The organism is Burkholderia sp. BCC0405, assembly GCF_902833075.1.
In the GTDB taxonomy this organism is placed as follows: Bacteria; Pseudomonadota; Gammaproteobacteria; order Burkholderiales; family Burkholderiaceae; genus Burkholderia.
Genome location: NZ_CADFEO010000019.1, coordinates 19447 through 42498 on the forward strand (window position 1 = coordinate 19447; position 23052 = coordinate 42498).

Below are 23052 nucleotides of genomic sequence, written 5' to 3' on the forward strand. Positions count from 1 at the left end.
GAGCGGCGGGGCGGTACGCGCGACGGGCGTCAGAAGAAGGTTTCGACGACTTCCGTCACGCTGAACTGCGGATCGAGCACGAGCACCTGGCGCCACTTGTCGAACGTCAGGCACGGGTGCGAGATGTCGAACGCGACCATGTCGCCCACTTTCACGTCCGCGCCCGGCGGGATCTGCAGGTACGCATGCTGGTCCATCATCCCGGTGACGGCCCAGCCTTCGGCGGCGGCGACGTCGCGCGGCGCGGTATCGCGGCCCGGGCGGAAATGGCGCGCCGGCTCCGGCAGCCCCGCATCGAACGCCGCGTCGCGCTTGCCGAGCGCGACGATCGCGCGATCGGCCTCCGGCACCGACTGCACATAGGCCCACAGCTGCAGCGCGGGCAGCAGCCCTTCGCCCATCGTGCGTGCGATCGGGTTGCGCGCGAACACGTCGGTCTGCGCCTTCTTGTAGATGCCGACATCGTGCGTCAGGTAGCAGCCCGGACGCAGCACGACTTCCGCGAAGCCGGCGTTCGAGGCCTTCGCGAATTCCTCCGCGACCACGTCGTACCACGCCGACCCGGCGCCGGACAAGATCGCCGGCGACCGCGCGAAGCGGCCTGCTGCGGCCAGCTCGCGCGTGAGCGCGACCGCTTCCTGCAGGAACGTGCGGATCTCGCCTTCCTCCTTCAGCACGCCTTCGTACAGTTCGATCCCGGCCAGCTTCAGCGTGTCCGGATAGCGCGCGATCGCGGCCAGCACGGCCTCGCGCTGCGCGGCATCGCGCACGCCTGCGCGGCCGCCCGGCACGCCGAGCTCGAGCAGCACGTTCAGCGGCTTCTTCAGTGCGCCAAAGAAGCGGCCGAGCTGGTCGACGCCCTCCGCCGAATCGACGAGGCAGAAGAACTCGAAGTCGGGATCGGACAGCAGCCCGGCGATGATCGTCATGTTCTGGCGGCCGACCAGCTGGTTGGCGAGCAGCACGCGCCGCACGCCGCCGTGATACGCGGCCTGCGTCTGGTGCGCGGTCGCGAGCGTGATGCCCCACGCGCCGGCGTCGAGCTGGCGGCGGAACAGTTGCGGCGCCATCGTCGTCTTCCCGTGCGGCGCAAACTTGACGCCGTACTTCCGGACGAATGCCTGCATCCAGTTCAGGTTGTGTTCGATGCGGTCCTCGTAAAGCACGGCGGCCGGCAGGCTGACGTCTTCCGCAAGCAGGTTCCATTCGAGGCGGCTTGCGTCGCCGAGCGGCACGCTCGCGCTCGGCAGATTGCCGAGACCCTTGCCGAACGGATCGATCGTCGCTTCCTGATAGTTTGTAACTTTCATGTCATCCCACTCCATCATCACTATGCATTGCACTGAAGTTGACACGCCGATGGTACAGAAAGTAGCATCGGCGCGGTGATGTTATTTAGTAACATAGAGCTTCGCACTCCTTTCCGCAGATGAATACGCCCGTCACCCCGTCCGTTCCGCCCGCGGCCGAGCTCCATCCGGCGCCTGCCGCTACGCCGATCCTCGACATCGTCGCGCGGATCGCCGAATGCGCGCCTGAGCTGCGCGAAGCCGAGCGAAAGGTCGCCGCGTATATCCTCGCCGATCTCGCGCGCGCCGCGCATGCAAGCATCGGCGCGCTTGCTCGCGACGCGGAGGTCAGCGTCGCGACGGTCACGCGTTTCGCGAAAGCGGTCGGCTGCCGCGACGTGCGCGAACTGAAAGTGCTGGTCGCGCAGGCGGCGGCCGTCGGGCAGCGCTTTCTGGTGCCATCCGATGACGCGCCGGCCGACGACGCAAGCCCCGCGTCGATGGTCTACGACGAGATCCGCGTGGCGCTCGCGCACAACCATCAGTTGCTGCGCAATACGTCGTTCGACGAAGCGGCCGACCTGCTCGCCGGCGCGAAGATGACCTATGTGTACGGGCAGGGCGGCGGCTCGACGGCGCTTGCCGACGAGCTGCGCTTCCGGCTCGTGCGCTTTGGCCGGCCGGTCGCGAGCTACCAGGACAGCGTGCTGCAGCGGATGGTGGCCGCGACGCTGTCGCGCGACACCGTCGTCGTCGCGCTGTCGGTGAGCGGCCGCGTGCCCGAGCTGCTCGAGAGTTGCCGGCTCGCGAAGCGCTACGGCGCGACGCTGATCGCGATCACCGCGCCGGCTTCGCCGCTCGCGAAGCTGGCCGACCACCTGATTCCGGTCGTCGCGTTCGAAACCGATTTCATTTACAAGCCGTCGACATCGCGTTACGCGATGATGATGGCGATCGACGTGCTCGTCACCGGAGTCGCATTGCGGCTCGGCGATGCGGGCCGAGAATCGCTGCGTCGCATCAAGCACGCGCTCGATGCTCATCGTGGCGGCGGAGACCGTCAACCGGTAGGAGACTGACCATGCATTCGCATCCCGAAGCCGCCGATACGCTGATCGTCGGCGCGCAGCTTTACGACGGTACCGGTGCGCCGCCCGTCACGCGCGACGTCGCGATCCGCAACGGCGCGATCGCGGCGATCGGCAACCTGTCGAACTGGCTTGCCGAGACCGTCGTCGATGCGGACGGCCGTGCGCTTGCGCCGGGCTTCGTCGACGTGCACACGCACGACGATACGCACGTGATCCGCGCGCCGGAGATGATCCCGAAGATCTCGCAGGGCGTGACGACCGTGATCGTCGGCAACTGCGGGATCAGCGCGTCACCGGTGACGCTCGCGGGCGATCCGCCCGATCCGATGAACCTGCTCGGCGAGCGCAATGCGTTCCGGTACCCGACCTTCGCCGACTACGTCGCGGCCGTGAACGACGCGCGTCCGGCCGTGAACGTCGCGGCGCTCGTCGGTCACACGGCGCTGCGCAACAACCAGATGGACCGCCTCGACCGCGCGGCGACCGACGCCGAGATCGCCGGCATGCGCGCGCAGCTCGAGGAGGCGCTCGCGAATGGCGCGCTCGGCCTGTCGTCGGGCCTTGCGTACGGCTCCGCGTTCGCGGCGCCCACCGAAGAGGTGATGGCGCTCGCCGAGCCGCTCGCGAACGCGGGCGCGCTGTACACCACGCACATGCGCACCGAGTTCGACGCGATCCTCGATGCAATGGAAGAGGCGTACCAGGTCGGCCGCCATGCGCGCGTGCCGGTCGTGATCTCGCACCTGAAGTGCGCGGGGCCGTCGAACTGGGGGCGCAGTACCGAAGTCCTCGCATCGCTCGAAGGCGCGCGCCGCTACCAGCCGGTCGGCTGCGACTGCTATCCGTACAGCCGCAGCTCGTCGACGCTCGACCTGAAGCAGGTGACGGGCGACATCGACATCACGATCACGTGGTCCGAGCCGCACCCGGAAGTGGCGGGCAAGCTGCTGAAGGCGATCGCGGCCGAGTGGGGGGTGACCGAGCAGGAAGCCGCGCAGCGCATCCGCCCGGCGGGCGCCGTGTACCACAACATGTCCGAGGACGACGTGCGCCGGATCCTGTCGCACCCCGCGACGATGGTCGGCTCCGACGGCCTGCCGAACGACCCGCTGCCGCACCCGCGGCTGTGGGGCGCGTTCCCGCGCGTGCTCGGCCACTACGTGCGCGACACGAACCTGCTGCCGCTCGAGGAGGCGATCCGCAAAATGACGTCGCTTTCCGCGCGCCGCTACGGGATCGTGCGGCGCGGCGAGGTGCATGTGGGTTACCACGCGGATCTCGTGCTGTTCGACCCGGCGCGCGTGATCGACGCCGCGACATTCGAGAAGCCGCAGCAGCCGGCGCACGGGATCGACGCCGTGTGGGTGAACGGCGTGCTCACTTATGAAAACGGCCGGCCGACCGGCGAGCGCGCGGGCGGCTTCGTCGCGCGCGGCGAGCGCGTGCCGGCGAGTGCCGAGGCCGCGTTCTGAGTCCGGGCGCGGCTGTTGTTCCGATCTTCCCGCGCGCGCCGCTGCAGGCGTGCGCATCCGCAACCGTGCGTTGCATGGGACTCGGGGCGGCGCTGAAGCGCCTGCCCGGGTCGACGAAACAAGGAGTGAAACGATGAAGCGATATGGCGTAGGCGAAGCGAAGGGCACGGGCGGCCAGGTGATGCCGTTCGCACGCGCGGTCGAGGCCGACGGCTGGCTGTACGTGTCGGGCCAGACGCCGATGGTGAACGGCGAGGTCGTCGAAGGCGGGATCGTCACGCAGTCGAAGCAGACGATCGAGAACGTGATCGCGATCCTGAAGGAAGCCGGCTACGGCCTCGAGCACGTCGTGCGCTGCGGCGTGTGGCTCGACGACGCGCGCGATTTCGCGTCGTTCAACAAGGTGTTCGTGTCGTACTTCGGCGAGCATCCGCCGGCCCGCGCGTGCGTGCAGTCGAGCATGGTCATCGACTGCAAGGTCGAGGTCGACTGCATCGCGTACAAGGCGCCGGCGAAGTAACGCGGCCGCGCTTCCCCGCGCACAGTAAGGCAGCCCGGTCGGTTGAACCCGGCCGGGCTGTTTCGGTTGGTCCTTGCGTGCCCGCCGCCGTCACTGCCGCGCGTTGCGCGCGTTGTCCGGCATCGGCTGGTTGTAGTTCGTGCGGAACGGGTTGATGTCGAGCCCGCCGCGGCGCGTATAGCGCGCATACACCGCGAGTTTCACCGGTTTGCACGCATGCAGGATGTCGAGGAAGATCCGCTCGACGCACTGCTCGTGAAAGCCCGTGTGATTGCGGAACGAGATGATGTAGCGCAGCAGGCCCGCGTGATCGATCTGCGGCCCGACGTAGTGGATCTGCACGCTGCCCCAGTCGGGCTGGCCGGTGACCGGGCAGTTCGAGCGCAGCAGGTCCGACACGAGCGTCTCCTCGACCGGCGCTTCGTCCTCGGCGGCCGACAGCAGCGACGGATCGGGTTCATACACATCGGTGTCGAGGTCGAGCCGGTCGAGCGACAGCCCGTCGAGTTCGTCCATCTCGAGCTTGCCGAAATCGTGCGGCGACACCAGTTGCACGGAAACGGTCGCGCCGCACGCGGCCGACACGTCGCGCTTGAGCGTGTCGCGCACCGCGTCGATCGAGTCGAACTTCGTCTGCGCGAACGAGCCGAGATACAGCTTGAAGGACTTCGATTCGACGATGTTCGGCGATTCGGCCGGCACGTAGAAGGTCGCAACCGCAATCTGCGGCTTGCCGCGCGCGTTGAGCCACGACAGCTCGTAGGCGTTCCAGATGTCGGTGCCGAAGAACGGCAGCGCCGACGTGATGCCGAGCTGCTCGCGCGCGCCGGCGCGCGGGATCGGGAACAGCAGCGACGCGTCGTACTGGGCGGCGTAGACGGTGGCCTTGCCGAGCGGGGAATGTTCGGGATTCATGCGTGACGCCCTTACGACAGGAAGAGACGGTAAGCCGGGTTGGCGCTCTCCTCGACATACGGATAGCCGAGTGCCGCGAGGAAGCGTTCGAATTCGGCGCGATCGGCCTGCGGCACCTGCAGCCCGACGAGGATCGAGCTGTAGTCCGCGCCCTGGTTACGGTAATGGAACAGGCTGATGTTCCAGTCCGGCGCCATCGACGACAGGAACTTCATCAGCGCGCCCGGCCGTTCCGGGAATTCGAAGCGGAACAGGCGCTCGTCGAGCGCGAGCGGCGAACGGCCGCCCACCATGTAGCGGATGTGTTCCTTCGACAGTTCGTCGTGCGTCAGGTCGACGGTCTTGAACCCGTGCGATTCGAAGTTCGCGGCGATCTCGGCCGATTCACCGCGGCGCTTGATCTGCACGCCGACGAAGATATGCGCGGCCTGCGCATCGGCGATCCGGTAGTTGAACTCGGTGACGTTGCGGTCGCCGACGAGCGAGCAGAAGCGCTTGAAGCTGCCGCGCTCCTCGGGGATCGTGACCGCGAACACGGCTTCCCGCGCTTCACCCACTTCCGCACGTTCCGCGACGAAGCGCATCCGGTCGAAGTTCATGTTCGCGCCGGACGTGACCGCGACGAGCGTCTGGTTCTCGATGCCTTCGCGTTCCGCATAGAGCTTCGCGCCCGCCACCGCGAGCGCGCCGGACGGTTCGAGCACGCTGCGCGTGTCCTGGAAGACGTCCTTGATCGCCGCGCACAGCGCGTCGGTGTTGACCGTCACGACGCCGTCGAGGTATTCGCTGCAGAGCCGGAAGGTTTCCTCGCCGACCAGCTTCACGGCGGTGCCGTCCGCGAACAGGCCGACCTCGCTCAGTTCGACGCGCTTGCCGGCTTCTAGCGATTGCGCCATCGCGCACGAATCCTCGGCCTGCACGCCGATCACCTTGATCTCCGGCCGCACCGCCTTCACGTAGGCCGCGACGCCGGACGCGAGTCCGCCGCCGCCGATCGGCACGAAGATCGCGTGGATCGGGCCCTGGTGCTGGCGCAGGATTTCCATCGCGATCGTGCCCTGGCCGGCGATCACGTACGGATCGTCGAACGGGTGGACGAACGTGAGGCCGCGCTCCTCCTGCACCTTGACCGCGTGTGCATACGCGTCGCTGTAGGATTCACCGGCCTGGATCACCTCGACGCTCGGGCCGCCGTGCGCGCGCACCGCATCGACCTTCACCTGCGGCGTCGTGACCGGCACGACGATCACGGCCTTCACGCCCATCCGGGCCGCCGAGAACGCGACACCCTGCGCGTGGTTGCCGGCCGACGCCGTAATCACGCCGCGCGCGAGCGCGTCCGCCGGAATGTGCGCCATCTTGTTGTACGCGCCGCGCAGCTTGAACGAGAACACCGGCTGGTTGTCCTCGCGCTTCAGGTAGACCGCATTGCGCAGCCGGGCCGACAGGTTGCGGGCGGATTCGAGTTCCGTCTCGATCGCGACGTCGTAGACGCGCGCGGTGAGGATTTTCTTCAGGTAATCGTGGGATGCCATGGGCGCTCGCGTGCAGTGCGGAAGCAGACGGTAAAGGATCAATGATAGCGCCAAGGGTCCGCCCGCATGCAAGCGGCGTGCCGAGCGCGCGCTCGCGGGGCCGTGCCGGCGGGGCGTCGGCGCGCTCGATGGCCCGTTTTTACCGGTTTAACCGCGTAGTTACCGACCGGACGGACGGCGAATGATCGCGCGAAATCGCGCCGAGCCAGGCCTGGAGCGGCTCGCGGCGATAGCCCCACGACCTGTCCGGGGTGTCACGCGTGACCCGATCATGGGTTAGAATTCCGTTTTGAATCAAGGATCGGAAGATGCAGAGGCACCCTCGGATCGCCCCGTTGAAGCCGACGCCGCGCGCAGCCACCCCCGCGGCGGAACGGCATGCGCGCCGCGCGCGATCGTGCTGATGGTTCCGAGTGCCGCCAGGCCCTGTCGCCGGCCACGAGGGGCGAGTCAACGCCCGCTCCGGCCCCATGAAGGACAGCCGCGCGCCTGGTAACAGAACAGATTTCCCCAAGATTGCGCCCACGCGCTTGCCGACGCCCGTGCACGGGGTATCGGCCCTCCGAGTCGTCCGAACATGAACGCACCACAAGTTTTCGATCCGAATGGCGCGGCCGCCGCCGTCGCCGCCGACCCCGCGCCCCGGTTGCGCGAGATTCCCTACAACTACACGTCTTTCTCGGATCGCGAGATCGTGATCCGCCTGCTCGGCGAAGAGGCGTGGTCGGTGCTCGACGAACTGCGCGCCGAACGCCGTACGGGTCGCTCGGCGCGGATGCTGTATGAAGTGCTCGGCGACATCTGGGTCGTGCGCCGCAATCCGTACCTGCAGGACGACCTGCTCGACAACCCGAAGCGCCGCGCGCTGCTGATCGAGGCGCTGAACCACCGCCTGACCGAGATCGGCAAGCGCCGCAGCGCGGATCTCACCGAGCACCGCGACGACGCGGGCCGCGAACGCGCGTCGCGCGTCGCGATGCTCGAAGCCGCCGCGCAGCGCGCGGTCAACGAGTTCGCCGACGAATTCGAGAAGATGGCCGACCTGCGCCGCCGCGCAACCAAGGCGCTCGGCCGCTGCACGCAGAAGGACAACATCCGTTTCGACGGGCTGTCGCGCGTGTCGCACGTGACCGATGCGACCGACTGGCGCGTCGAATACCCGTTCGTCGTGCTGACCCCCGATAGCGAAGCCGAGATCGCCGGCCTGATCAAGGCCTGCTTCGAGCTCGGCCTGACCGTGATCCCGCGTGGCGGCGGCACTGGCTACACGGGCGGCGCGGTGCCGCTCACGCCGTTCTCCGCGGTGATCAACACCGAGAAGCTCGAGCAACTCGGCGCGGTCGAGCTGACCGAGCTGCCGGGCGTCGCGCACAAGGTGCCGACGATCTTCTCCGGCGCGGGCGTTGTCACACGCCGCGTGACCGAGGCGGCGGAAGCGGCCGGCTACGTGTTCGCGGTCGATCCGACCTCGCTCGACGCGTCGTGCATCGGCGGCAACGTCGCCATGAACGCGGGCGGCAAGAAGGCCGTGCTGTGGGGCACCGCGCTCGACAACCTGGCCTGGTGGCGGATGGTCGACCCGGACGGCAACTGGCTCGAAGTCACGCGCCACGAGCACAACCAGGGCAAGATCCACGACATTGCGGTCGCGCGGTTCGAGCTGAAGTGGTTCGACGGCGCCTACGCGCCGGGCGAGAAGCTGCTGAAGAGCGAGATGCTCGAGATCGAAGGCCGGCGCTTTCGCAAGGAAGGGCTCGGCAAGGACGTGACCGACAAGTTCCTCGCCGGCCTGCCGGGCGTGCAGAAGGAAGGCTGCGACGGGCTCATCACGTCCGCGCGCTGGGTGCTGCACAAGATGCCCGCGCACACGCGCACGGTCTGCCTCGAATTCTTCGGCCAGGCGCGCGAGGCGATCCCGAGCATCGTCGAGATCAAGGACTACCTGTTCGAAACGTCGAAGCAGGGCGGCGCGATCCTCGCGGGCCTCGAGCACCTCGACGAGCGCTACCTGCGCGCGGTCGGCTACGCGACCAAGAGCAAGCGCAACGCCTTCCCCAAGATGGTGCTGATCGGCGACATCGTCGGCGACGATGCCGATGCGGTCGCGCACGCGACGTCCGAAGTGATCCGGATGGCGAACGGCAAGAGCGGCGAAGGCTTCGTCGCGGTCAGCGCGGAGGCGCGCAAGCGCTTCTGGCTCGACCGCAGCCGCACGGCCGCGATCGCCAAGCACACGAACGCGTTCAAGATCAACGAGGACGTCGTCATCCCGCTGAACCGGATGGGCGAGTACACCGACGGCATCGAGCGGATCAACATCGAGCTGTCGCTGAAGAACAAGCTGCAGCTCGTCGACGCGTTGGAAGCGTTTTTCCGTGCCGGCAACCTGCCGCTCGGCAAGACCGACGACGCGAACGAGATCCCGAGCGCCGAACTGCTCGAAGACCGGGTCCAGCAGGCGCTGGAGCTGCTCAAGCGCGTGCGTGCGCGCTGGGAATTCGTGCGCGACCGCCTCGACCAGCCATTGCGCGAGGCGCAGCACTACCTCGTGCAGCTTGGCTACGAGGCGCTGGCCGAGAAGTTCGCGGACCGCGCGGACGAGCAGCCGGGCGCGACCGTGTTCCACATCACGCAGGACCGCACGGTCCGCATCTCGTGGAAGCAGGAGATCCGCGCCGAGCTGCGCGCGATCTTCAACGGCGGCGCGTTCAAGCAGATCCTTGACGAGGCGCAGGCGATTCACAAGCAGGTGCTGCGCGGCCGCGTGTTCGTCGCGCTGCACATGCACGCGGGCGACGGCAACGTCCACACCAACCTGCCGGTCAACTCCGACAACTACGAGATGCTGCAGGACGCGCACGCGGCGGTCGCTCGCATCATGACGCTCGCGCGTTCGCTCGACGGCGTGATTTCCGGCGAGCACGGCATCGGCATCACGAAGCTCGAGTTCCTGACCGACGACGAGATCGCCGAATTCCGCGCGTACAAGCAGCGCGTCGACCCGAACGGCCGCTTCAACAAGGGCAAGCTGCTCGAAGGTGCTGATCTTCGCAATGCGTACACGCCGAGCTTCGGGCTGATGGGGTACGAGTCGCTGATCATGAAGCAGTCCGACATCGGCGCGATCGCCGATTCGGTGAAGGATTGCCTGCGCTGCGGCAAGTGCAAGCCGGTGTGCGCGACGCACGTGCCGCGCGCGAACCTGCTGTACAGCCCGCGCAACAAGATTCTCGCGACGTCGCTGCTGGTCGAGGCGTTCCTGTACGAAGAGCAGACGCGCCGCGGCGTGTCGATCAAGCACTGGGACGAGTTCAACGATGTGGCCGACCACTGCACGGTGTGCCACAAGTGCGCGACGCCGTGCCCGGTGAAGATCGACTTCGGCGACGTCACGATGAACATGCGCAACCTGTTGCGCAAGATGGGCAAGAAGAAGTTCAACGCCGGCAATGCGGCGGGCATGTTCTTCCTGAACGCGACCAATCCGCAGACGATCAACATCGCGCGCGGCGTGATGATGGGCGTCGGCTACAAGGTGCAGCGCTTCGCGAACGACATGCTGAAGAAGGTCGTGACGAAGCAGACGCAGCACCCGCCGGCGACGGTCGGCAAGCCGCCCGTGGTCGAGCAGGTGATCCACTTCGTCAACAAGAAGATGCCGGGCAACCTGCCGAAGAAGACGGCGCGCGCGCTGCTCGACATCGAGGACAACAAGATCGTGCCGATCATCCGCAACCCGAAGTCGACCACCGTCGATTCGGAAGCGGTGTTCTACTTCCCGGGCTGCGGCTCCGAGCGCCTGTTCTCGCAGGTCGGTCTCGCGACGCAGGCGATGCTGTGGGAAGCCGGCGTGCAGACGGTGCTGCCGCCGGGCTACCTGTGCTGCGGCTATCCGCAGCGCGGCTCGGGCCAGTACGACAAGGCCGAGAAGATCGTCACCGACAACCGCGTGCTGTTCCACCGGGTCGCGAACACGCTGAACTACCTCGACATCAAGACGGTGGTCGTGTCGTGCGGCACCTGCTACGACCAGCTCGCGGGCTACGAATTCGACAAGATCTTCCCGGGCTGCCGGATCATCGACATCCACGAGTTCCTGCTCGAGAAGGGGATGAAGCTCGATGGCGTGACGGGCACGCGTTACATGTATCACGACCCGTGCCACACGCCGATCAAGACGATGGACCCGGTGAAGCTCGTCAACGAGCTGATGGGCGCGGAGAAGGACGGCTACAAGATCGAGAAGAACGAGCGCTGCTGCGGCGAATCGGGCACGCTCGCGGTGACGCGCCCGGACGTGTCGACGCAGGTCCGCTTCCGCAAGGAAGAGGAGATCCGCAAGGGTGCCGCGAAGCTGCGCAGCATCCCGGTCGTGGCCGGCAACGCGCCGGCGCCGGCCGCCGCGGCCGCGAACGGCCCGGACGTGAAGATCCTGACGAGCTGCCCGTCGTGCCTGCAGGGCCTGTCGCGCTACAGCGAAGACGCGAACCTCGAGGCCGACTACATCGTCGTCGAAATCGCGCGTCAGGTGCTCGGCGAGAACTGGATGGCCGATTATGTCGCACGTGCGAACCATGGCGGGATCGAGCGCGTGCTGGTCTAATGCGGGCATGACGACCGCCCGACCGGGCTAGGGATGAGCGGGCGCCCGCGCAGCAATGCGGGCGCCCGTCCACATGGGAGCGACGATGGAATGCGTGTTTTGCCGTGAAGACGGCGGCGAGGTGCTCTGGCGGGACGATGCGCTGCGTGTCGTCCTCGCGACGGGCGAGCACGAGTATCCGGGCTTCTGCCGGGTGATCTGGGGCGCGCACGTGGCCGAATTCTCCGATCTTGGCGAGCCGGAGCGGGCGCATTTGATGCGCGTGGTCTACGCGGTCGAGCGGGCTGTGCGTCGCGTGATGCAGCCGAACAAGGTGAATCTCGCGAGCCTCGGCAACATGGTGCCGCACGTGCACTGGCACGTGATCCCGCGCTTTTCCAACGACGCCCATTTCCCGCAGCCCGTATGGGCGCCGCGCCAGCGCAGCGTGTCCGAGGCGCTGCTGCGCACGCGCGCGGCGCAGGCCTCGCTGCTGCACAATGCGGTGCGCGAGGAAATTCAACGCATGACCGATTCGAGGCAGCCATGAGCGGTTTGACTTCCACGACGCCGATTCCGTCCGGCGTCGTCGTGCACGCGGTGTCGCGCGTGCTCGAATTGCAGTACCCGAACGGCGACAGCTACCGGATTCCGTTCGAGCTGATGCGCGTGTATTCGCCGTCGGCCGAGGTGCGCGGCCACGGGCCCGGCCAGGAGACGCTGCAGACGGGCAAGCGCGAAGTGACGATCACCGCGCTCGAGGGCGTCGGCAACTACGCGCTGCAGCCGACGTTTTCCGACGGCCATTCGACCGGCATCTACTCGTGGGACCTGCTGTACGAGCTGGCGACGCAGCAGGACGCGCTGTGGCGCGACTATTTCGACAAACTGAAGGCGGCGGGCGTCGAGCGCGACGCCCCGATGCCGGCGGCGGGCGCGTCGCACGGCCACTGCCACTGAAATTCGACGGCGCCCGCTCGGCGCCGTCTTGCCATTTACTGAGGATCAACGCGATGAGCAAAACCCACTTCGGCTTCGAAAGCGTCGAGGAAAACGAAAAAGCGAAGAAAGTGGCGGGTGTGTTCCATTCGGTCGCGAGCAACTACGATCTGATGAACGACCTGATGTCGGCGGGCATGCACCGCGCGTGGAAGGCGTTCACGATCGCGCAGGCGAACGTGCGCCCCGGTTTCAAGGTGCTCGACCTTGCGGCCGGCACCGGCGACCTGACCAAGGCGTTCGCGAAGGCGGCCGGGCCGACGGGCGAGGTCTGGCACACGGACATCAACGAATCGATGCTGCGCGTCGGCCGCGACCGGCTGCTCGACAAGGGCATCGTGACGCCGTCGCTGCTGTGCGACGCGGAGAAAATTCCCTTTCCGGACAACTACTTCGATGTGGTCACGGTCGCGTTCGGGCTGCGCAACATGACGCACAAGGATGCCGCGCTGGCCGAGATGCGCCGCGTGACGAAGCCCGGCGGCCGCGTGATGGTGCTGGAATTCTCGAAAGTATGGGATCCGCTGAAAAAAGCGTACGATCTGTATTCTTTCAAAGTATTACCGTGGCTTGGCGACAAGTTCGCGAAAGATGCTGAAAGTTACCGGTATCTTGCTGAATCTATCCGGATGCACCCCGATCAGGACACGCTGAAGACGATGATGGAACAAGCGGGCCTCGATGCCGTCAAATATTACAATTTGTCAGGTGGCGTGGTAGCTTTACACATGGGAGCCAAGTACTAAGGGGCTCTTTCCATACATTTGTCTTACATTCGGAGAAGCTGATGTTCGAATCGCGTTCGTTGTTCAACCGTGGCAAGCCGTCGAAGCCGTGGGCTCGACGGGTCGGCACCCTGCTGATGGTCGGCCTGCTCACGGCCGGCACGTTCGCATCGCTCGACGCCGAAGCCAAGCGCATGGGCGGCGGGCGCAGCATCGGCCGCCAGAATTCCACCGTCACGCAGCGCCAGGCCACGCCGCCTGCGCAGCAGCCGATGCAGCAGGCCGCGCCGTCGCAGGCGCAGCGTGCGAATCCGGCCGCACCCGCGCCGGCCGCGCAGCCCAACCGCTCGCGCTGGCTCGGGCCGATCGCCGGCCTCGCGGCCGGTCTCGGCATCGCGGCGCTGCTGTCGCACTTCGGCCTCGGCGAGGCGTTCGCCGGCATGATGTCGAACCTGATCGTGATCGCGCTGCTCGCGTTCGTCGGCATCTGGCTGATCCGCAAGTTCATGAACCGCCGTCGCTCGCAGGAGCCCGCGTATTCGGCAGGCGGCTCGGCGTCGTCGTCGGGCGGTTACTCGCAAAGCCCGTCATTCCAGCAGGGCGGCACCGGCAGCAACTATGCGGGTAGCGGCAGCAGCTACGCGAACGAAGCGCAAGGCGTGTTCGGCGGCGGTGCCGTGGCCACCGGCGCGGCAGCGGCTGCGGCAGCGCCGCTCCAGGTGCCGGCCGGTTTCGACACCGAAGCGTTCCTGCGCAGCTCGAAGGTCTATTTCGTGCGTCTGCAGGCCGCGTGGGACCAGGGCAACCTGCCCGACATCCGCGAGTTCACGACGCCCGAAATGTTCGCCGAGATCAAGATCGACCTCGATTCGCGCGGCAACGAGTCGAACCAGACCGACGTCGTGCAGCTCGACGCGGAACTGGTCGCGATCGAGGATCGCGGCATCGAGCAGTCGGCGAGCGTGCGTTTCCACGGCCTGATCCGCGAATCGGCGAATGCGTCGGCCGCGCCGTTCGACGAAGTGTGGAACCTGTCGAAGTCGGGCAGTCAGGGCTGGCTGCTCGCGGGCATCCAGCAGATCAACACGCACTGAGCGTGACCGGCGGCCCGCGCCGCCGGTCACCCGGGCAACGGCCGCCGCACTGCGACCGCTTGCCGCCCGGGTGTGCGGTCAGGCACGGTCTGCCGACGATCCGACGTTACAATAGAAACCCGCGTGGGCGCCCGGCCTGCGCGGGTTTTTTCTTTCCCAGCCCGATGACCTTTGCCGCCAAGCCTTTTGCTGCTGCTGTCAATCACCTGCTCGCCCGCGAATCGTGGGCGCGCGACCGCCTGATTCCGTATGCGGGCAAGACTGCCCGGATCGACGTGCCTCCCGTCACGCTCACGCTGCTGGTGCAGCCCGACGGCTATCTGTCGGCCGTCGACGCGCACGATGCGCAGCAGGTCGACGTGTCGATCGCGCTCGCCGGCGACACGGTCGCCGCGTTCCTGCAGGGCGGCCAGGCGGCCGTGATGAAGCATGTGAAGATCGAGGGCGACGCGGAGTTCGCGACGCAGATCGCGAAGCTGGCCGAGCACCTGCGCTGGGAGCCTGAAGAAGATCTCGCGAAGCTGGTCGGCGACGCCGCGGCACACCGGATCGCGACGGTTGTGCGCGACGCCGGCGCGCGCGCGCGACGCACCTGCCGCAACGTGCTCGATTCCGTCGCCGAATACTGGCTCGACGAGAACCCGCAAGTCGTCAGGCGCACGTCGCTCGGCGGCTTCGACGCCGAACTGGCGCGCGCACGCGATGCGCTCGCGCGGGTCGAAAAGCGGGTCGAGCGACTCGAACAAAAAATCGGCGCGCGCACGGGTTCCGGCCCGCGCGGCGCGCACTGAGGGGCCGCAGGGCATGCGCATTTTCCGTTTCATCAAGATTGTCTACACCGTCATCCGCTTTGGCCTCGACGAAGTGATGCTGTCCCGGATCGACGACCGGCGCGTGAAGCTGCTGCTGCGGATCACGACGATCGGCCGCCGCTATTCCGATCCGCCCGCCGTGCGGCTGCGTCACGCGCTCGAGAGCCTCGGCCCGATCTTCGTGAAGTTCGGCCAGGTGCTGTCGACGCGCCGCGACCTGCTGTCGGTCGACTTCGCGAACGAACTCGCGAAGCTGCAGGACCAGGTGCCGCCGTTCGAGTCGGCGGTCGCGATCGGCATCATCGAGAAGTCGCTCGGTGCGCCGGTCGATGAGTTGTTCGACGAATTCGAGCGCGAGCCGGTCGCGAGCGCATCGATCGCGCAGGTGCATTTCGCGAAGCTGAAGCAGGGCCAGCACGCGGGCAAGGCCGTCGCCGTCAAGGTGCTGCGCCCGAACATGCTGTCCGTGATCGATTCCGATCTCGCGCTGATGCGCGACATCGCGATCTGGACCGAGCGCATGTGGGCCGACGGCCGGCGCCTGAAACCGCGTGAGGTCGTCGCCGAATTCGACAAGTACCTGCACGACGAGCTCGACCTGATGCGCGAGGCCGCCAACGGCAGCCAGCTGCGCCGCAACTTCGCGGGCCTCGACCTGCTGCTCGTGCCCGAGATGTTCTGGGATTTCTCGACGTCGCAGGTGCTGGTGATGGAGCGCATGACCGGCGTGCCGATCAGCCAGGTCGAGACGCTGCGTTCGGCCGGCGTCGACATCAAGAAGCTCGCGCGCGAAGGCGTCGAGATCTTCTTCACGCAGGTGTTCCGCGATGGCTTCTTTCACGCGGACATGCACCCGGGCAACATCCAGGTGAGCCTCGCTCCGAACACGTTCGGCCGCTACGTCGCGCTCGATTTCGGGATCGTCGGCGCGCTGTCCGATTTCGACAAGAACTACCTCGCGCAGAACTTCCTCGCGTTCTTCAAGCGTGACTACCACCGCGTCGCGACGCTCCACCTCGAATCGGGCTGGGTGCCGCCCGAAACGCGCGTCGAGGAACTCGAAAGCGCGATCCGCGCGGTGTGCGAGCCGTATTTCGACCGGGCGCTGAAGGACATCTCGCTCGGCCAGGTGCTGATGCGCCTGTTCTCGACGTCGCGCCGCTTCAACGTCGAGATCCAGCCGCAGCTCGTGCTGCTGCAGAAGACGATGCTGAACGTCGAGGGGCTCGGCCGCTCGCTCGACCCTGAGCTGGACCTGTGGAAGACCGCGAAGCCGTACCTCGAGCGCTGGATGACCGAGCAGATCGGCCTGCGCGGCTGGTACGAGCGCTTCAAGGTCGAGGCGCCGCAGTGGAGCAAGACGCTGCCGCAATTGCCGCGCCTGATCCACCATGCGATGGCCGCGCGCCATGATGCGCCGCGCGCGGCGAGCGAGGACCTGATGCGCCAGATCCTCGTCGAGCAGAAGCGGACGAACCGGTTGCTGCAGGCGCTGCTGATCTTCGGTCTCGCCGTTGGCGTCGGGGCGCTCGTTGCGCGTGTGCTGCTCGCGCTCGCGTACGGCACATGACCGAAAGGAGCAGGGCGATGTCCGATCCGAAGCAACCCGCTACACCGTCAGCCGCCGATTTCGCGACACGCGATCCCGGCAACGCATCGTTCTGGGACGAGCGTTTCGAGCGTGGCGTGACACCGTGGGAATTCGGTGGCGTGCCCGAGGGTTTTGGCGTGTTCGCGCACCGGCTCGAGCCGTGCACGGTGCTGATTCCCGGCTGCGGCAGTGCGCAGGAAGCCGGGTGGCTGGCCGAAGCCGGCTGGCCCGTGCGTGCGATCGATTTCGCCGCGCAGGCGGTGGCTGCCGCGAAGGCGCAACTCGGCGCGCATGCGGGTGTCGTCGAGCAGGCCGATTTCTTTGCGTACCGGCCGCCGTTCGACGTGCATTGGGTGTACGAGCGCGCGTTCCTGTGCGCGCTGCCGCTGGCCATGCGCGCCGGCTATGCGGCGCGCATGGCCGAGCTGCTGCCTGCGGACGGATTACTGGCCGGCTATTTCTTCCTGACGGCGAAACCGAAGGGGCCGCCGTTCGGAATCGAGCGGGCCGAACTCGATGCGCTGCTCACGCCGCACTTCGAGCTGATCGAGGATTTGCCCGTGACCGATTCACTGCCCGTGTTCGAAGGACATGAGCGCTGGCTCACGTGGCGTCGCCGCTGATGCGCGGGTGTCGCGGCCATTGCCGGAGCGCGGCAGGGTTTCGGCTATAATTCAAGGTTTTGCAAGCTGTTTCCAGTTTCCGCGGGAAAAATATCATGCCGATCTACGCCTATCGATGCGAAGCGTGTGGTTTCGCGAAGGACGTACTCCAGAAGATGAGCGACGCGCCGCTGTCGCAGTGCCCGGAATGCGGGAAGGACGCGTTTCGCAAGCAGGTCACTGCTGCGGGCTTCCAGCTGAAGGGTTCGGGTTGGTATGTCACCGATTTCCGCGGCGGTTCGGGCGGCACCAGCGCGCCGGCGACGGCGTCGGGCGACGCAGCACCGGCGGCAGCGACGGAAGCGGCGCCCGCCGCGGCTGCACCGGCTGCATCGAGCAGTTCCGAAAGCACGACGACGAGCGCCGCGCCCGCCCCGGCTGCAGCGCCCGCCGCCGGCAGTTGACCGTCGCGGCCCGGCCGGGCTGCGACCAACCCGCGCCGCTGGCGCGGTTCATTGACGGCAGATGATGAAAAAGACGACCCTGAAATCGGTGTTTCTGACCGGCCTGCTGGTTCTCGTCCCGCTCGCGATCACGCTGTGGGTGCTCGGTCTCATCATCGGCACGATGGACCAGACGCTGCTCCTGCTGCCCGAATCGTGGCAGCCCGAGCGGCTGCTCGGCTTCCATCTGCCGGGGATCGGCGCGGTGCTGACGCTCGCGTTCATCTTCGTCGTCGGGCTGGCCACGCAGAATTTCATCGGCCAGAAGCTCGTCACGTGGTGGAACGCCGTGGTGCGTCACATCCCGGTCGTCGGGCCGATCTACACGAGCGTCAAGCAGGTGTCGGACACGCTGCTGTCGAGCAGCGGTAACGCGTTCCGCAAGGCGCTGCTGATCGAATACCCGCGTCGCGGCTCGTATACGATCGCGTTTCTGACCGGCACGCCGGGTGGCGACGTGCTCAATCATCTGACGGAAGAATACGTGAGCGTCTATATCCCGACGACGCCGAACCCGACGTCGGGCTTCTTCCTGATGCTGCCGAAGAGCGAAGTCATCGAACTCGACATGTCGGTCGATGCCGCGCTCAAGTACATCGTCTCGATGGGCGTGGTGGCGCCCCCGGCGCCGGTTCCGGCGCCTGCACGCCGCCCCGTCGAGCCGCCGCTGTAAGTAAAGAATCATCGCCCGGGCCGCGCGTTGCGGCGCCCGTTGATCAAACCGAACGAAAGCAAACATCATGTCGATGCGTACTGAATACTGCGGTCTCGTGACCGAACACCTGCTGGGCCAAACCGTGTCGCTGTGCGGCTGGGTGCAGCGCCGCCGCGATCACGGCGGTGTGATCTTCATCGACCTGCGCGATCGTGAAGGCCTCGTGCAGGTGGTGTGCGACCCGGATCGCGCGGAAATGTTCGCGACCGCCGAAGGCGTGCGCAACGAGTTCTGCGTGCAGATCAAGGGCCTCGTGCGCAACCGTCCGGAAGGCACGGTCAACGCCGGCCTGAAGAGCGGCAAGATCGAAGTGCTGTGCCACGAACTGAACGTGCTGAACGCGTCGGTCACGCCGCCGTTCCAGCTCGACGACGACAACCTGTCGGAAACGACGCGTCTCACGCACCGCGTGCTCGACCTGCGCCGCCCGCAGATGCAGCACAACCTGCGTCTGCGCTACCGCGTCGCGATCGAGGCGCGCAAGTACCTCGACGAGCAGGGCTTCATCGACATCGAGACGCCGATGCTGACGAAGAGCACGCCGGAAGGCGCGCGCGACTACCTCGTGCCGTCGCGCGTGAACGCAGGCCAGTTCTTCGCACTGCCGCAATCGCCGCAGCTGTTCAAGCAGCTGCTGATGGTCGCGAACTTCGACCGTTACTACCAGATCACCAAGTGCTTCCGCGACGAAGATCTCCGCGCCGACCGTCAGCCGGAATTCACGCAGATCGACTGCGAAACGTCGTTCCTCGGCGAGCAGGAAATCCGTGACCTGTTCGAAGACATGATCCGTCACATCTTCAAGACGACGATCGACGTCGAACTCGACGCGAAATTCCCGGTGATGCCGTACTCGGAAGCGATGGCGCGTTTCGGTTCGGACAAGCCGGACCTGCGCGTGCAGCTCGAGTTCACCGAGCTGACCGACGCGATGAAGGACGTCGACTTCAAGGTGTTCAGCACGCCGGCCAACGCGAAGGACGGCCGTGTCGCGGCACTGCGCGTGCCGAAGGGCGGCGAGCTGTCGCGCGGCGACATCGACGGCTACACCGAATTCGTGCGCATCTACGGCGCGAAGGGTCTCGCATGGATCAAGGTCAACGAGAAGGCGAAGGGCCGTGACGGCCTGCAAAGCCCGATCGTCAAGAACCTGCACGACGCGTCGATCGCGGCGATCCTCGAGCGCACCGGCGCGGACGACGGCGACATCATCTTCTTCGCGGCCGACCGCGCGAAGGTCGTCAACGACAGCCTCGGCGCGCTGCGCCTGAAGATCGGCCATTCGGAATTCGGCAAGGCGAACGGGCTCGTCCAGGCCGGCTGGAAGCCGCTGTGGGTCGTCGACTTCCCGATGTTCGAATACGACGACGAAGATGCGCGCTACGTCGCTGCGCACCACCCGTTCACGAGCCCGAAGGACGAGCACCTCGAGTACCTCGAGACGGATCCGGGCCGCTGTCTCGCGAAGGCGTACGACATGGTGCTGAACGGCTGGGAAATCGGCGGCGGCTCGGTGCGTATCCACCGCGAGGAAGTGCAGAGCAAGGTGTTCCGCGCGCTGAAGATCGGTGCGGAAGAAGCGCAACTGAAGTTCGGCTTCCTGCTGGACGCACTGCAGTACGGCGCGCCGCCGCACGGCGGTATCGCATTCGGTCTCGACCGCATCGTCACGATGATGGCCGGCGCCGATTCGATCCGCGACGTGATCGCGTTCCCGAAGACGCAGCGTGCGCAGGATCTGCTCACGCAGGCGCCGAGCCCGGTCGACGAGCGTCAGCTGCGCGAACTGCACATCCGTCTGCGTCAGCCGGAGCAGCCGAAGGCGTAACGCGCTTCGTACCCGGTCGTGTGTGCGTTCGCGCGCACACGACGCACATGAAACAGGCGCAGCGATGCGCCTTTTTCGTTTTTTGCGGTACAGTCGCAGCACTTGCCGCCCGTTCGGAGTACATGCCCGGCGCGCGGCCCCGTGCTGCATGAAACAACGATGACGAAGCCGCCGAAAATCCCCGAATCCGTTCTTGTCGTGATCTACACGCCCGACCTCGATGTGCTCGTGATCAAGCGTGCCGACCAGCCCGATTTCTGGCAATCGGTGACCGGCTCGAAGGACGCGCTCGACGAGCCGCTCGCGGTCACCGCCGCACGCGAAGTGGCCGAAGAAACCGGCATCGCGATCGGCACGCCGGACGTGCCGGCCAGCGTGCTCGTCGACTGGCGCCACCGGATCGAATACACGATCTATCCGCAATACCTGCACCGCTATGCGCCGGGCGTCACGCGCAACACCGAACACTGGTTCGGCCTGTGCGTGCCGCATCGCGTCGACGTGACGCTGTCGCCGCGCGAGCACGTCGACCATGCATGGCTGCCGTTCCGCGAGGCGGCCGCGCGCTGCTTCTCGCCGTCGAACGCCGAAGCGATCCTGCAACTGCCCGCACGCGTGGCACTCGCGCGCGCGCCGCACGGCTCGTCCGCATGACGGCGGAAGCCCGCAAGCGCTTCGCGCAATTGCGGCAGATGTTCCTGCAGGAACGCGGTTCCGCGTCGCGGCTCGCCTTCACGTCGGGCAACACCGTCAGGCTGTGCGAGGGCGGCGGCGCATTCTTCCGGGCATTGATCGAACGGATCGATGCCGCCCGCGAGCAGGTGATGCTCGAAACCTACATCTTCTGCGACGACGCGGCCGGCCGGCCGGTGTCGGACGCGCTGATCCGCGCGGCGCAGCGCGGCGTGCGCGTGCGCGTGATCACCGACGGCATCGGCACCGCACGCCTGCCGTTGTTTGACACATGGGTGGCGGCCGGCGTCGAGCACTGCATCTACAACCGTTTCCTGTTCGGCCGTTTCGGCTTTTCGCGCACGCATCGCAAGCTCGCGGTGATCGATCATGCAGTCGCATTCTGTGGCGGCATCAACATCATCGACGACTACGCGCAGGGCGGCGCGACGCTGCCGTTTCCGCGCTGGGATTTCGCGGTCGAGATGGCGGGGCCCGCGGTGTCCGACGTGCGAGCCGCGTTCGAACTGCAGTGGCACCGGATCATGTTCGGCCACAAGCCGTATGCGCAATACGCGGCCGGGCTGCATGGCGGCGAGGCATTCCCCGAGATGTTCCGGCGCTGGATGCGCAGCCACCGGTGGATCAAGGCCGGTGCGCTGCGGGTCGTGACGGAGCCGAGCATCGCGTTCGTCGCGCGCGACAATGTCGTGAACCGCCGCGCGATCGAGAAGGCGTATCTCGCCGCAATCGGCCAGGCGCGCCAGCGGATCCTGCTCGCCAATCCGTACTTCATGCCGGGCCGCAAACTGCGCCGTGCGCTGTCGGGCGCCGCGCGACGCGGCGTCGACGTGCGGATCCTGATCGGCCGCAAGGAATTCGCGGCACTCGATACGGCCGTGCCGTTCCTCTATCACGCGCTGCTGCGCGCAGGCGTGCGCGTGGCCGAATACGACAAGACGATGCTGCACGGCAAGGTGGCCGTGATCGACGACAACTGGGCGACGGTCGGCTCGTCGAACCTGGACGCGCTGAGCCTGATGTTGAACAACGAGGCGAATGTCGTGCTGGTGCGCTACGATGCTGTCACGAACGAACTGCGCGACGCGATCGCGGCCGCGTTTGCCGACGGCCGGGAAATCGATCCCGCACGATTCGCCGCGCGCCCCCGGATCGAGCGCATGCTGAACTGGCTCGCCTATACGACCTATCGCCTCGTGATGAAGGCGCTGACGGTCGGTGGTTACGACTGACGAAGACTAAGCGTTCGCTTTAAAAATCTGTCCGCACGTTCGTGCGGAAAAGCCGCTCCGGTCCCGCCGGAATCGCGCAAAATAGCGGCTCGGTTAGACACCGGTTTCTAATAATTTCCTTGTTTCGCGAGCGGCCGCACTCAATAATAGTACGGCCGTTCGATTTTATTCGAACCCCCGAACGGTTACAGAAATAGCTATGCGAAAAGGCGAACAGACGCGTGCCGCGATACTTGAAGCTGCTTTGGACCTCGCCAGCCGGGACGGGCTGGAGGGGCTGACGATCGGCCTGCTGGCCGAGCGCATGCAGATGAGCAAGAGCGGCGTGTTCGCGCACTTCGGATCGCGTGAGGATCTGCAGGTCGAGGTCGTCCGCGAGTACCACCATCGTTTCGAAAACGAGGTGTTCTTTCCGAGCCTGCGCGAGCCGCGAGGCTTGCCGCGCCTTCGGGCGATGCTGGCCCGCTGGACGGAGAAGCGCATCCAGGAGGTGACGACCGGATGCATCTACATCAGCGGTGCCGTCGAGTACGACGACCGGCCTGACAGCCCCGTGCGCGAGCAGTTGATCGCAAGCGTGACGGCCTGGCGTGCCGCGATGCTGCGTGCCATTTCGCAGGCGAAGGAAGAAGGCCATCTGCGTGCGGATACGGATCCGGACCTGATGCTCTTCGAGTTGTACAGCTTCACGCTCGGCCTGCATCACGACGCACGCTTCCTGCATTCGCCGGACGCCGTGCGCCTCACGTGGGCCGCGCTGGAAAAGACGATTGTTTCGTATCAGAGCGAGAGCCGTTAGCGGCGCGTGATCCGCCCGCCAGGAGCTCGAGCCGTTTTGCCCACCTTTGGAGAGA

The 23052-nt window shown here is 66.5% G+C and carries 20 protein-coding genes; 17 read left to right on the plus strand and 3 right to left on the minus strand.

Annotated features, from left to right (window positions below; translation table 11 throughout):
- Positions 1–29 precede the first annotated feature (29 nt).
- Entirely contained in the window at positions 30–1310 is a 1281-nt protein-coding gene (locus tag HWX36_RS26950; protein ID WP_175956297.1) for an amino acid deaminase, read from the minus strand.
- Between the two features lie 119 nt (positions 1311–1429).
- On the opposite strand from HWX36_RS26950, the gene HWX36_RS26955 reads away from it, so the two are divergent.
- From HWX36_RS26955 to HWX36_RS26965, 3 genes are all read left to right on the plus strand, one after another.
- Positions 1430–2368 (plus strand): MurR/RpiR family transcriptional regulator, encoded by a 939-nt coding sequence (locus tag HWX36_RS26955; RefSeq protein ID WP_175956299.1) that lies wholly within the window; start codon positions 1430–1432, stop codon positions 2366–2368.
- A 2-nt stretch (positions 2369–2370) separates the two neighbouring features.
- Positions 2371–3852, plus strand: coding sequence for a D-aminoacylase (locus HWX36_RS26960; protein WP_175956301.1), 1482 nt, complete (start codon positions 2371–2373; stop codon positions 3850–3852).
- A gap of 133 nt (positions 3853–3985) precedes the next feature.
- The gene (locus tag HWX36_RS26965) at positions 3986–4372 is read left to right on the plus strand and encodes a Rid family hydrolase (RefSeq protein WP_006751946.1); all 387 of its coding nucleotides are present in this window, start codon (positions 3986–3988) and stop codon (positions 4370–4372) included.
- A gap of 90 nt (positions 4373–4462) precedes the next feature.
- On the opposite strand, the gene queF is transcribed toward HWX36_RS26965, so the two are convergent.
- Both queF and ilvA read right to left on the minus strand, forming a co-directional pair.
- The gene (gene queF, locus HWX36_RS26970; RefSeq protein WP_175956303.1) at positions 4463–5287 is read right to left on the minus strand and encodes an NADPH-dependent 7-cyano-7-deazaguanine reductase QueF; all 825 of its coding nucleotides are present in this window, start codon (positions 5285–5287) and stop codon (positions 4463–4465) included.
- A gap of 11 nt (positions 5288–5298) precedes the next feature.
- The gene (gene ilvA, locus HWX36_RS26975) at positions 5299–6822 is read right to left on the minus strand and encodes a threonine ammonia-lyase, biosynthetic (protein ID WP_175956305.1); all 1524 of its coding nucleotides are present in this window, start codon (positions 6820–6822) and stop codon (positions 5299–5301) included.
- Positions 6823–7399: 577 nt separating this feature from the next.
- Between ilvA and HWX36_RS26980 the strand changes: the two genes are divergently transcribed.
- The 14 genes from HWX36_RS26980 (at position 7400) to HWX36_RS27045 (ending at position 22997) form a co-directional block, all read left to right on the plus strand.
- Positions 7400–11425, plus strand: coding sequence for a DUF3683 domain-containing protein (locus tag HWX36_RS26980; protein ID WP_175956307.1), 4026 nt, complete (start codon positions 7400–7402; stop codon positions 11423–11425).
- Positions 11426–11510: 85 nt separating this feature from the next.
- A complete protein-coding gene (locus HWX36_RS26985) occupies positions 11511–11954 on the plus strand; it encodes an HIT family protein (RefSeq protein ID WP_175956309.1) in 444 nt (147 codons plus the stop codon).
- The gene (locus HWX36_RS26990; protein WP_122946246.1) at positions 11951–12364 is read left to right on the plus strand and encodes a DUF971 domain-containing protein; all 414 of its coding nucleotides are present in this window, start codon (positions 11951–11953) and stop codon (positions 12362–12364) included. Before HWX36_RS26985 ends, HWX36_RS26990 begins: the two co-directional genes overlap by 4 nt.
- Before the next feature lie 53 nt (positions 12365–12417).
- Positions 12418–13149, plus strand: a complete 732-nt coding sequence (gene ubiE, locus HWX36_RS26995) for a bifunctional demethylmenaquinone methyltransferase/2-methoxy-6-polyprenyl-1,4-benzoquinol methylase UbiE (RefSeq protein ID WP_124498964.1) — start codon at positions 12418–12420, stop codon at positions 13147–13149.
- Positions 13150–13190: 41 nt separating this feature from the next.
- Complete coding sequence (locus HWX36_RS27000) at positions 13191–14222, plus strand: TIM44-like domain-containing protein (RefSeq protein WP_175956311.1); 1032 nt, start codon at positions 13191–13193, stop codon at positions 14220–14222.
- A gap of 164 nt (positions 14223–14386) precedes the next feature.
- Entirely contained in the window at positions 14387–15013 is a 627-nt protein-coding gene (locus HWX36_RS27005; protein ID WP_175956312.1) for an SCP2 sterol-binding domain-containing protein, read from the plus strand.
- Between the two features lie 13 nt (positions 15014–15026).
- Positions 15027–16604 carry a ubiquinone biosynthesis regulatory protein kinase UbiB gene (gene ubiB / locus HWX36_RS27010; protein ID WP_175956313.1) on the plus strand — a complete coding sequence of 526 codons (1578 nt, stop codon included), beginning with the start codon at positions 15027–15029 and terminating at the stop codon, positions 16602–16604.
- A gap of 17 nt (positions 16605–16621) precedes the next feature.
- Positions 16622–17248, plus strand: coding sequence for an SAM-dependent methyltransferase (locus HWX36_RS27015; protein ID WP_175956314.1), 627 nt, complete (start codon positions 16622–16624; stop codon positions 17246–17248).
- 95 nt (positions 17249–17343) lie between these two features.
- A complete protein-coding gene (locus HWX36_RS27020; RefSeq protein WP_175956315.1) occupies positions 17344–17691 on the plus strand; it encodes an FmdB family zinc ribbon protein in 348 nt (115 codons plus the stop codon).
- 61 nt (positions 17692–17752) lie between these two features.
- Entirely contained in the window at positions 17753–18403 is a 651-nt protein-coding gene (locus HWX36_RS27025) for a DUF502 domain-containing protein (protein ID WP_175956316.1), read from the plus strand.
- Between the two features lie 67 nt (positions 18404–18470).
- Positions 18471–20273 carry an aspartate--tRNA ligase gene (gene aspS / locus HWX36_RS27030; RefSeq protein WP_175956317.1) on the plus strand — a complete coding sequence of 601 codons (1803 nt, stop codon included), beginning with the start codon at positions 18471–18473 and terminating at the stop codon, positions 20271–20273.
- Positions 20274–20432: 159 nt separating this feature from the next.
- Positions 20433–20927: a dihydroneopterin triphosphate diphosphatase gene (nudB, locus tag HWX36_RS27035; RefSeq protein ID WP_175956318.1), complete on the plus strand. Its 495-nt coding sequence runs from the start codon at positions 20433–20435 to the stop codon at positions 20925–20927.
- Positions 20924–22198: a cardiolipin synthase ClsB gene (gene clsB, locus HWX36_RS27040; protein ID WP_175956320.1), complete on the plus strand. Its 1275-nt coding sequence runs from the start codon at positions 20924–20926 to the stop codon at positions 22196–22198. The genes nudB and clsB overlap by 4 nt, the downstream gene beginning before the upstream one ends.
- A gap of 199 nt (positions 22199–22397) precedes the next feature.
- The gene (locus HWX36_RS27045) at positions 22398–22997 is read left to right on the plus strand and encodes a TetR/AcrR family transcriptional regulator (RefSeq protein WP_006751498.1); all 600 of its coding nucleotides are present in this window, start codon (positions 22398–22400) and stop codon (positions 22995–22997) included.
- The last annotated feature ends 55 nt before the right edge of the window (positions 22998–23052 follow it).

Coding starts and splice junctions, on each gene's coding strand:
- queF (WP_175956303.1), bottom strand. CDS start 5,287: ATGAATCCCGAACATTCCCCGCTCGGCAAGGCCACCGTCTACGCCGCC.
- HWX36_RS26960 (WP_175956301.1), top strand. CDS start 2,371: ATGCATTCGCATCCCGAAGCCGCCGATACGCTGATCGTCGGCGCGCAG.
- HWX36_RS26980 (WP_175956307.1), top strand. CDS start 7,400: ATGAACGCACCACAAGTTTTCGATCCGAATGGCGCGGCCGCCGCCGTC.
- HWX36_RS27000 (WP_175956311.1), top strand. CDS start 13,191: ATGTTCGAATCGCGTTCGTTGTTCAACCGTGGCAAGCCGTCGAAGCCG.
- clsB (WP_175956320.1), top strand. CDS start 20,924: ATGACGGCGGAAGCCCGCAAGCGCTTCGCGCAATTGCGGCAGATGTTC.
- HWX36_RS27015 (WP_175956314.1), top strand. CDS start 16,622: ATGTCCGATCCGAAGCAACCCGCTACACCGTCAGCCGCCGATTTCGCG.
- HWX36_RS27005 (WP_175956312.1), top strand. CDS start 14,387: ATGACCTTTGCCGCCAAGCCTTTTGCTGCTGCTGTCAATCACCTGCTC.
- HWX36_RS26955 (WP_175956299.1), top strand. CDS start 1,430: ATGAATACGCCCGTCACCCCGTCCGTTCCGCCCGCGGCCGAGCTCCAT.
- HWX36_RS27045 (WP_006751498.1), top strand. CDS start 22,398: ATGCGAAAAGGCGAACAGACGCGTGCCGCGATACTTGAAGCTGCTTTG.
- HWX36_RS26965 (WP_006751946.1), top strand. CDS start 3,986: ATGAAGCGATATGGCGTAGGCGAAGCGAAGGGCACGGGCGGCCAGGTG.
- HWX36_RS27020 (WP_175956315.1), top strand. CDS start 17,344: ATGCCGATCTACGCCTATCGATGCGAAGCGTGTGGTTTCGCGAAGGAC.
- nudB (WP_175956318.1), top strand. CDS start 20,433: ATGACGAAGCCGCCGAAAATCCCCGAATCCGTTCTTGTCGTGATCTAC.
- HWX36_RS26990 (WP_122946246.1), top strand. CDS start 11,951: ATGAGCGGTTTGACTTCCACGACGCCGATTCCGTCCGGCGTCGTCGTG.
- aspS (WP_175956317.1), top strand. CDS start 18,471: ATGTCGATGCGTACTGAATACTGCGGTCTCGTGACCGAACACCTGCTG.
- ilvA (WP_175956305.1), bottom strand. CDS start 6,822: ATGGCATCCCACGATTACCTGAAGAAAATCCTCACCGCGCGCGTCTAC.
- HWX36_RS26985 (WP_175956309.1), top strand. CDS start 11,511: ATGGAATGCGTGTTTTGCCGTGAAGACGGCGGCGAGGTGCTCTGGCGG.
- ubiB (WP_175956313.1), top strand. CDS start 15,027: ATGCGCATTTTCCGTTTCATCAAGATTGTCTACACCGTCATCCGCTTT.
- HWX36_RS27025 (WP_175956316.1), top strand. CDS start 17,753: ATGATGAAAAAGACGACCCTGAAATCGGTGTTTCTGACCGGCCTGCTG.
- ubiE (WP_124498964.1), top strand. CDS start 12,418: ATGAGCAAAACCCACTTCGGCTTCGAAAGCGTCGAGGAAAACGAAAAA.
- HWX36_RS26950 (WP_175956297.1), bottom strand. CDS start 1,310: ATGAAAGTTACAAACTATCAGGAAGCGACGATCGATCCGTTCGGCAAG.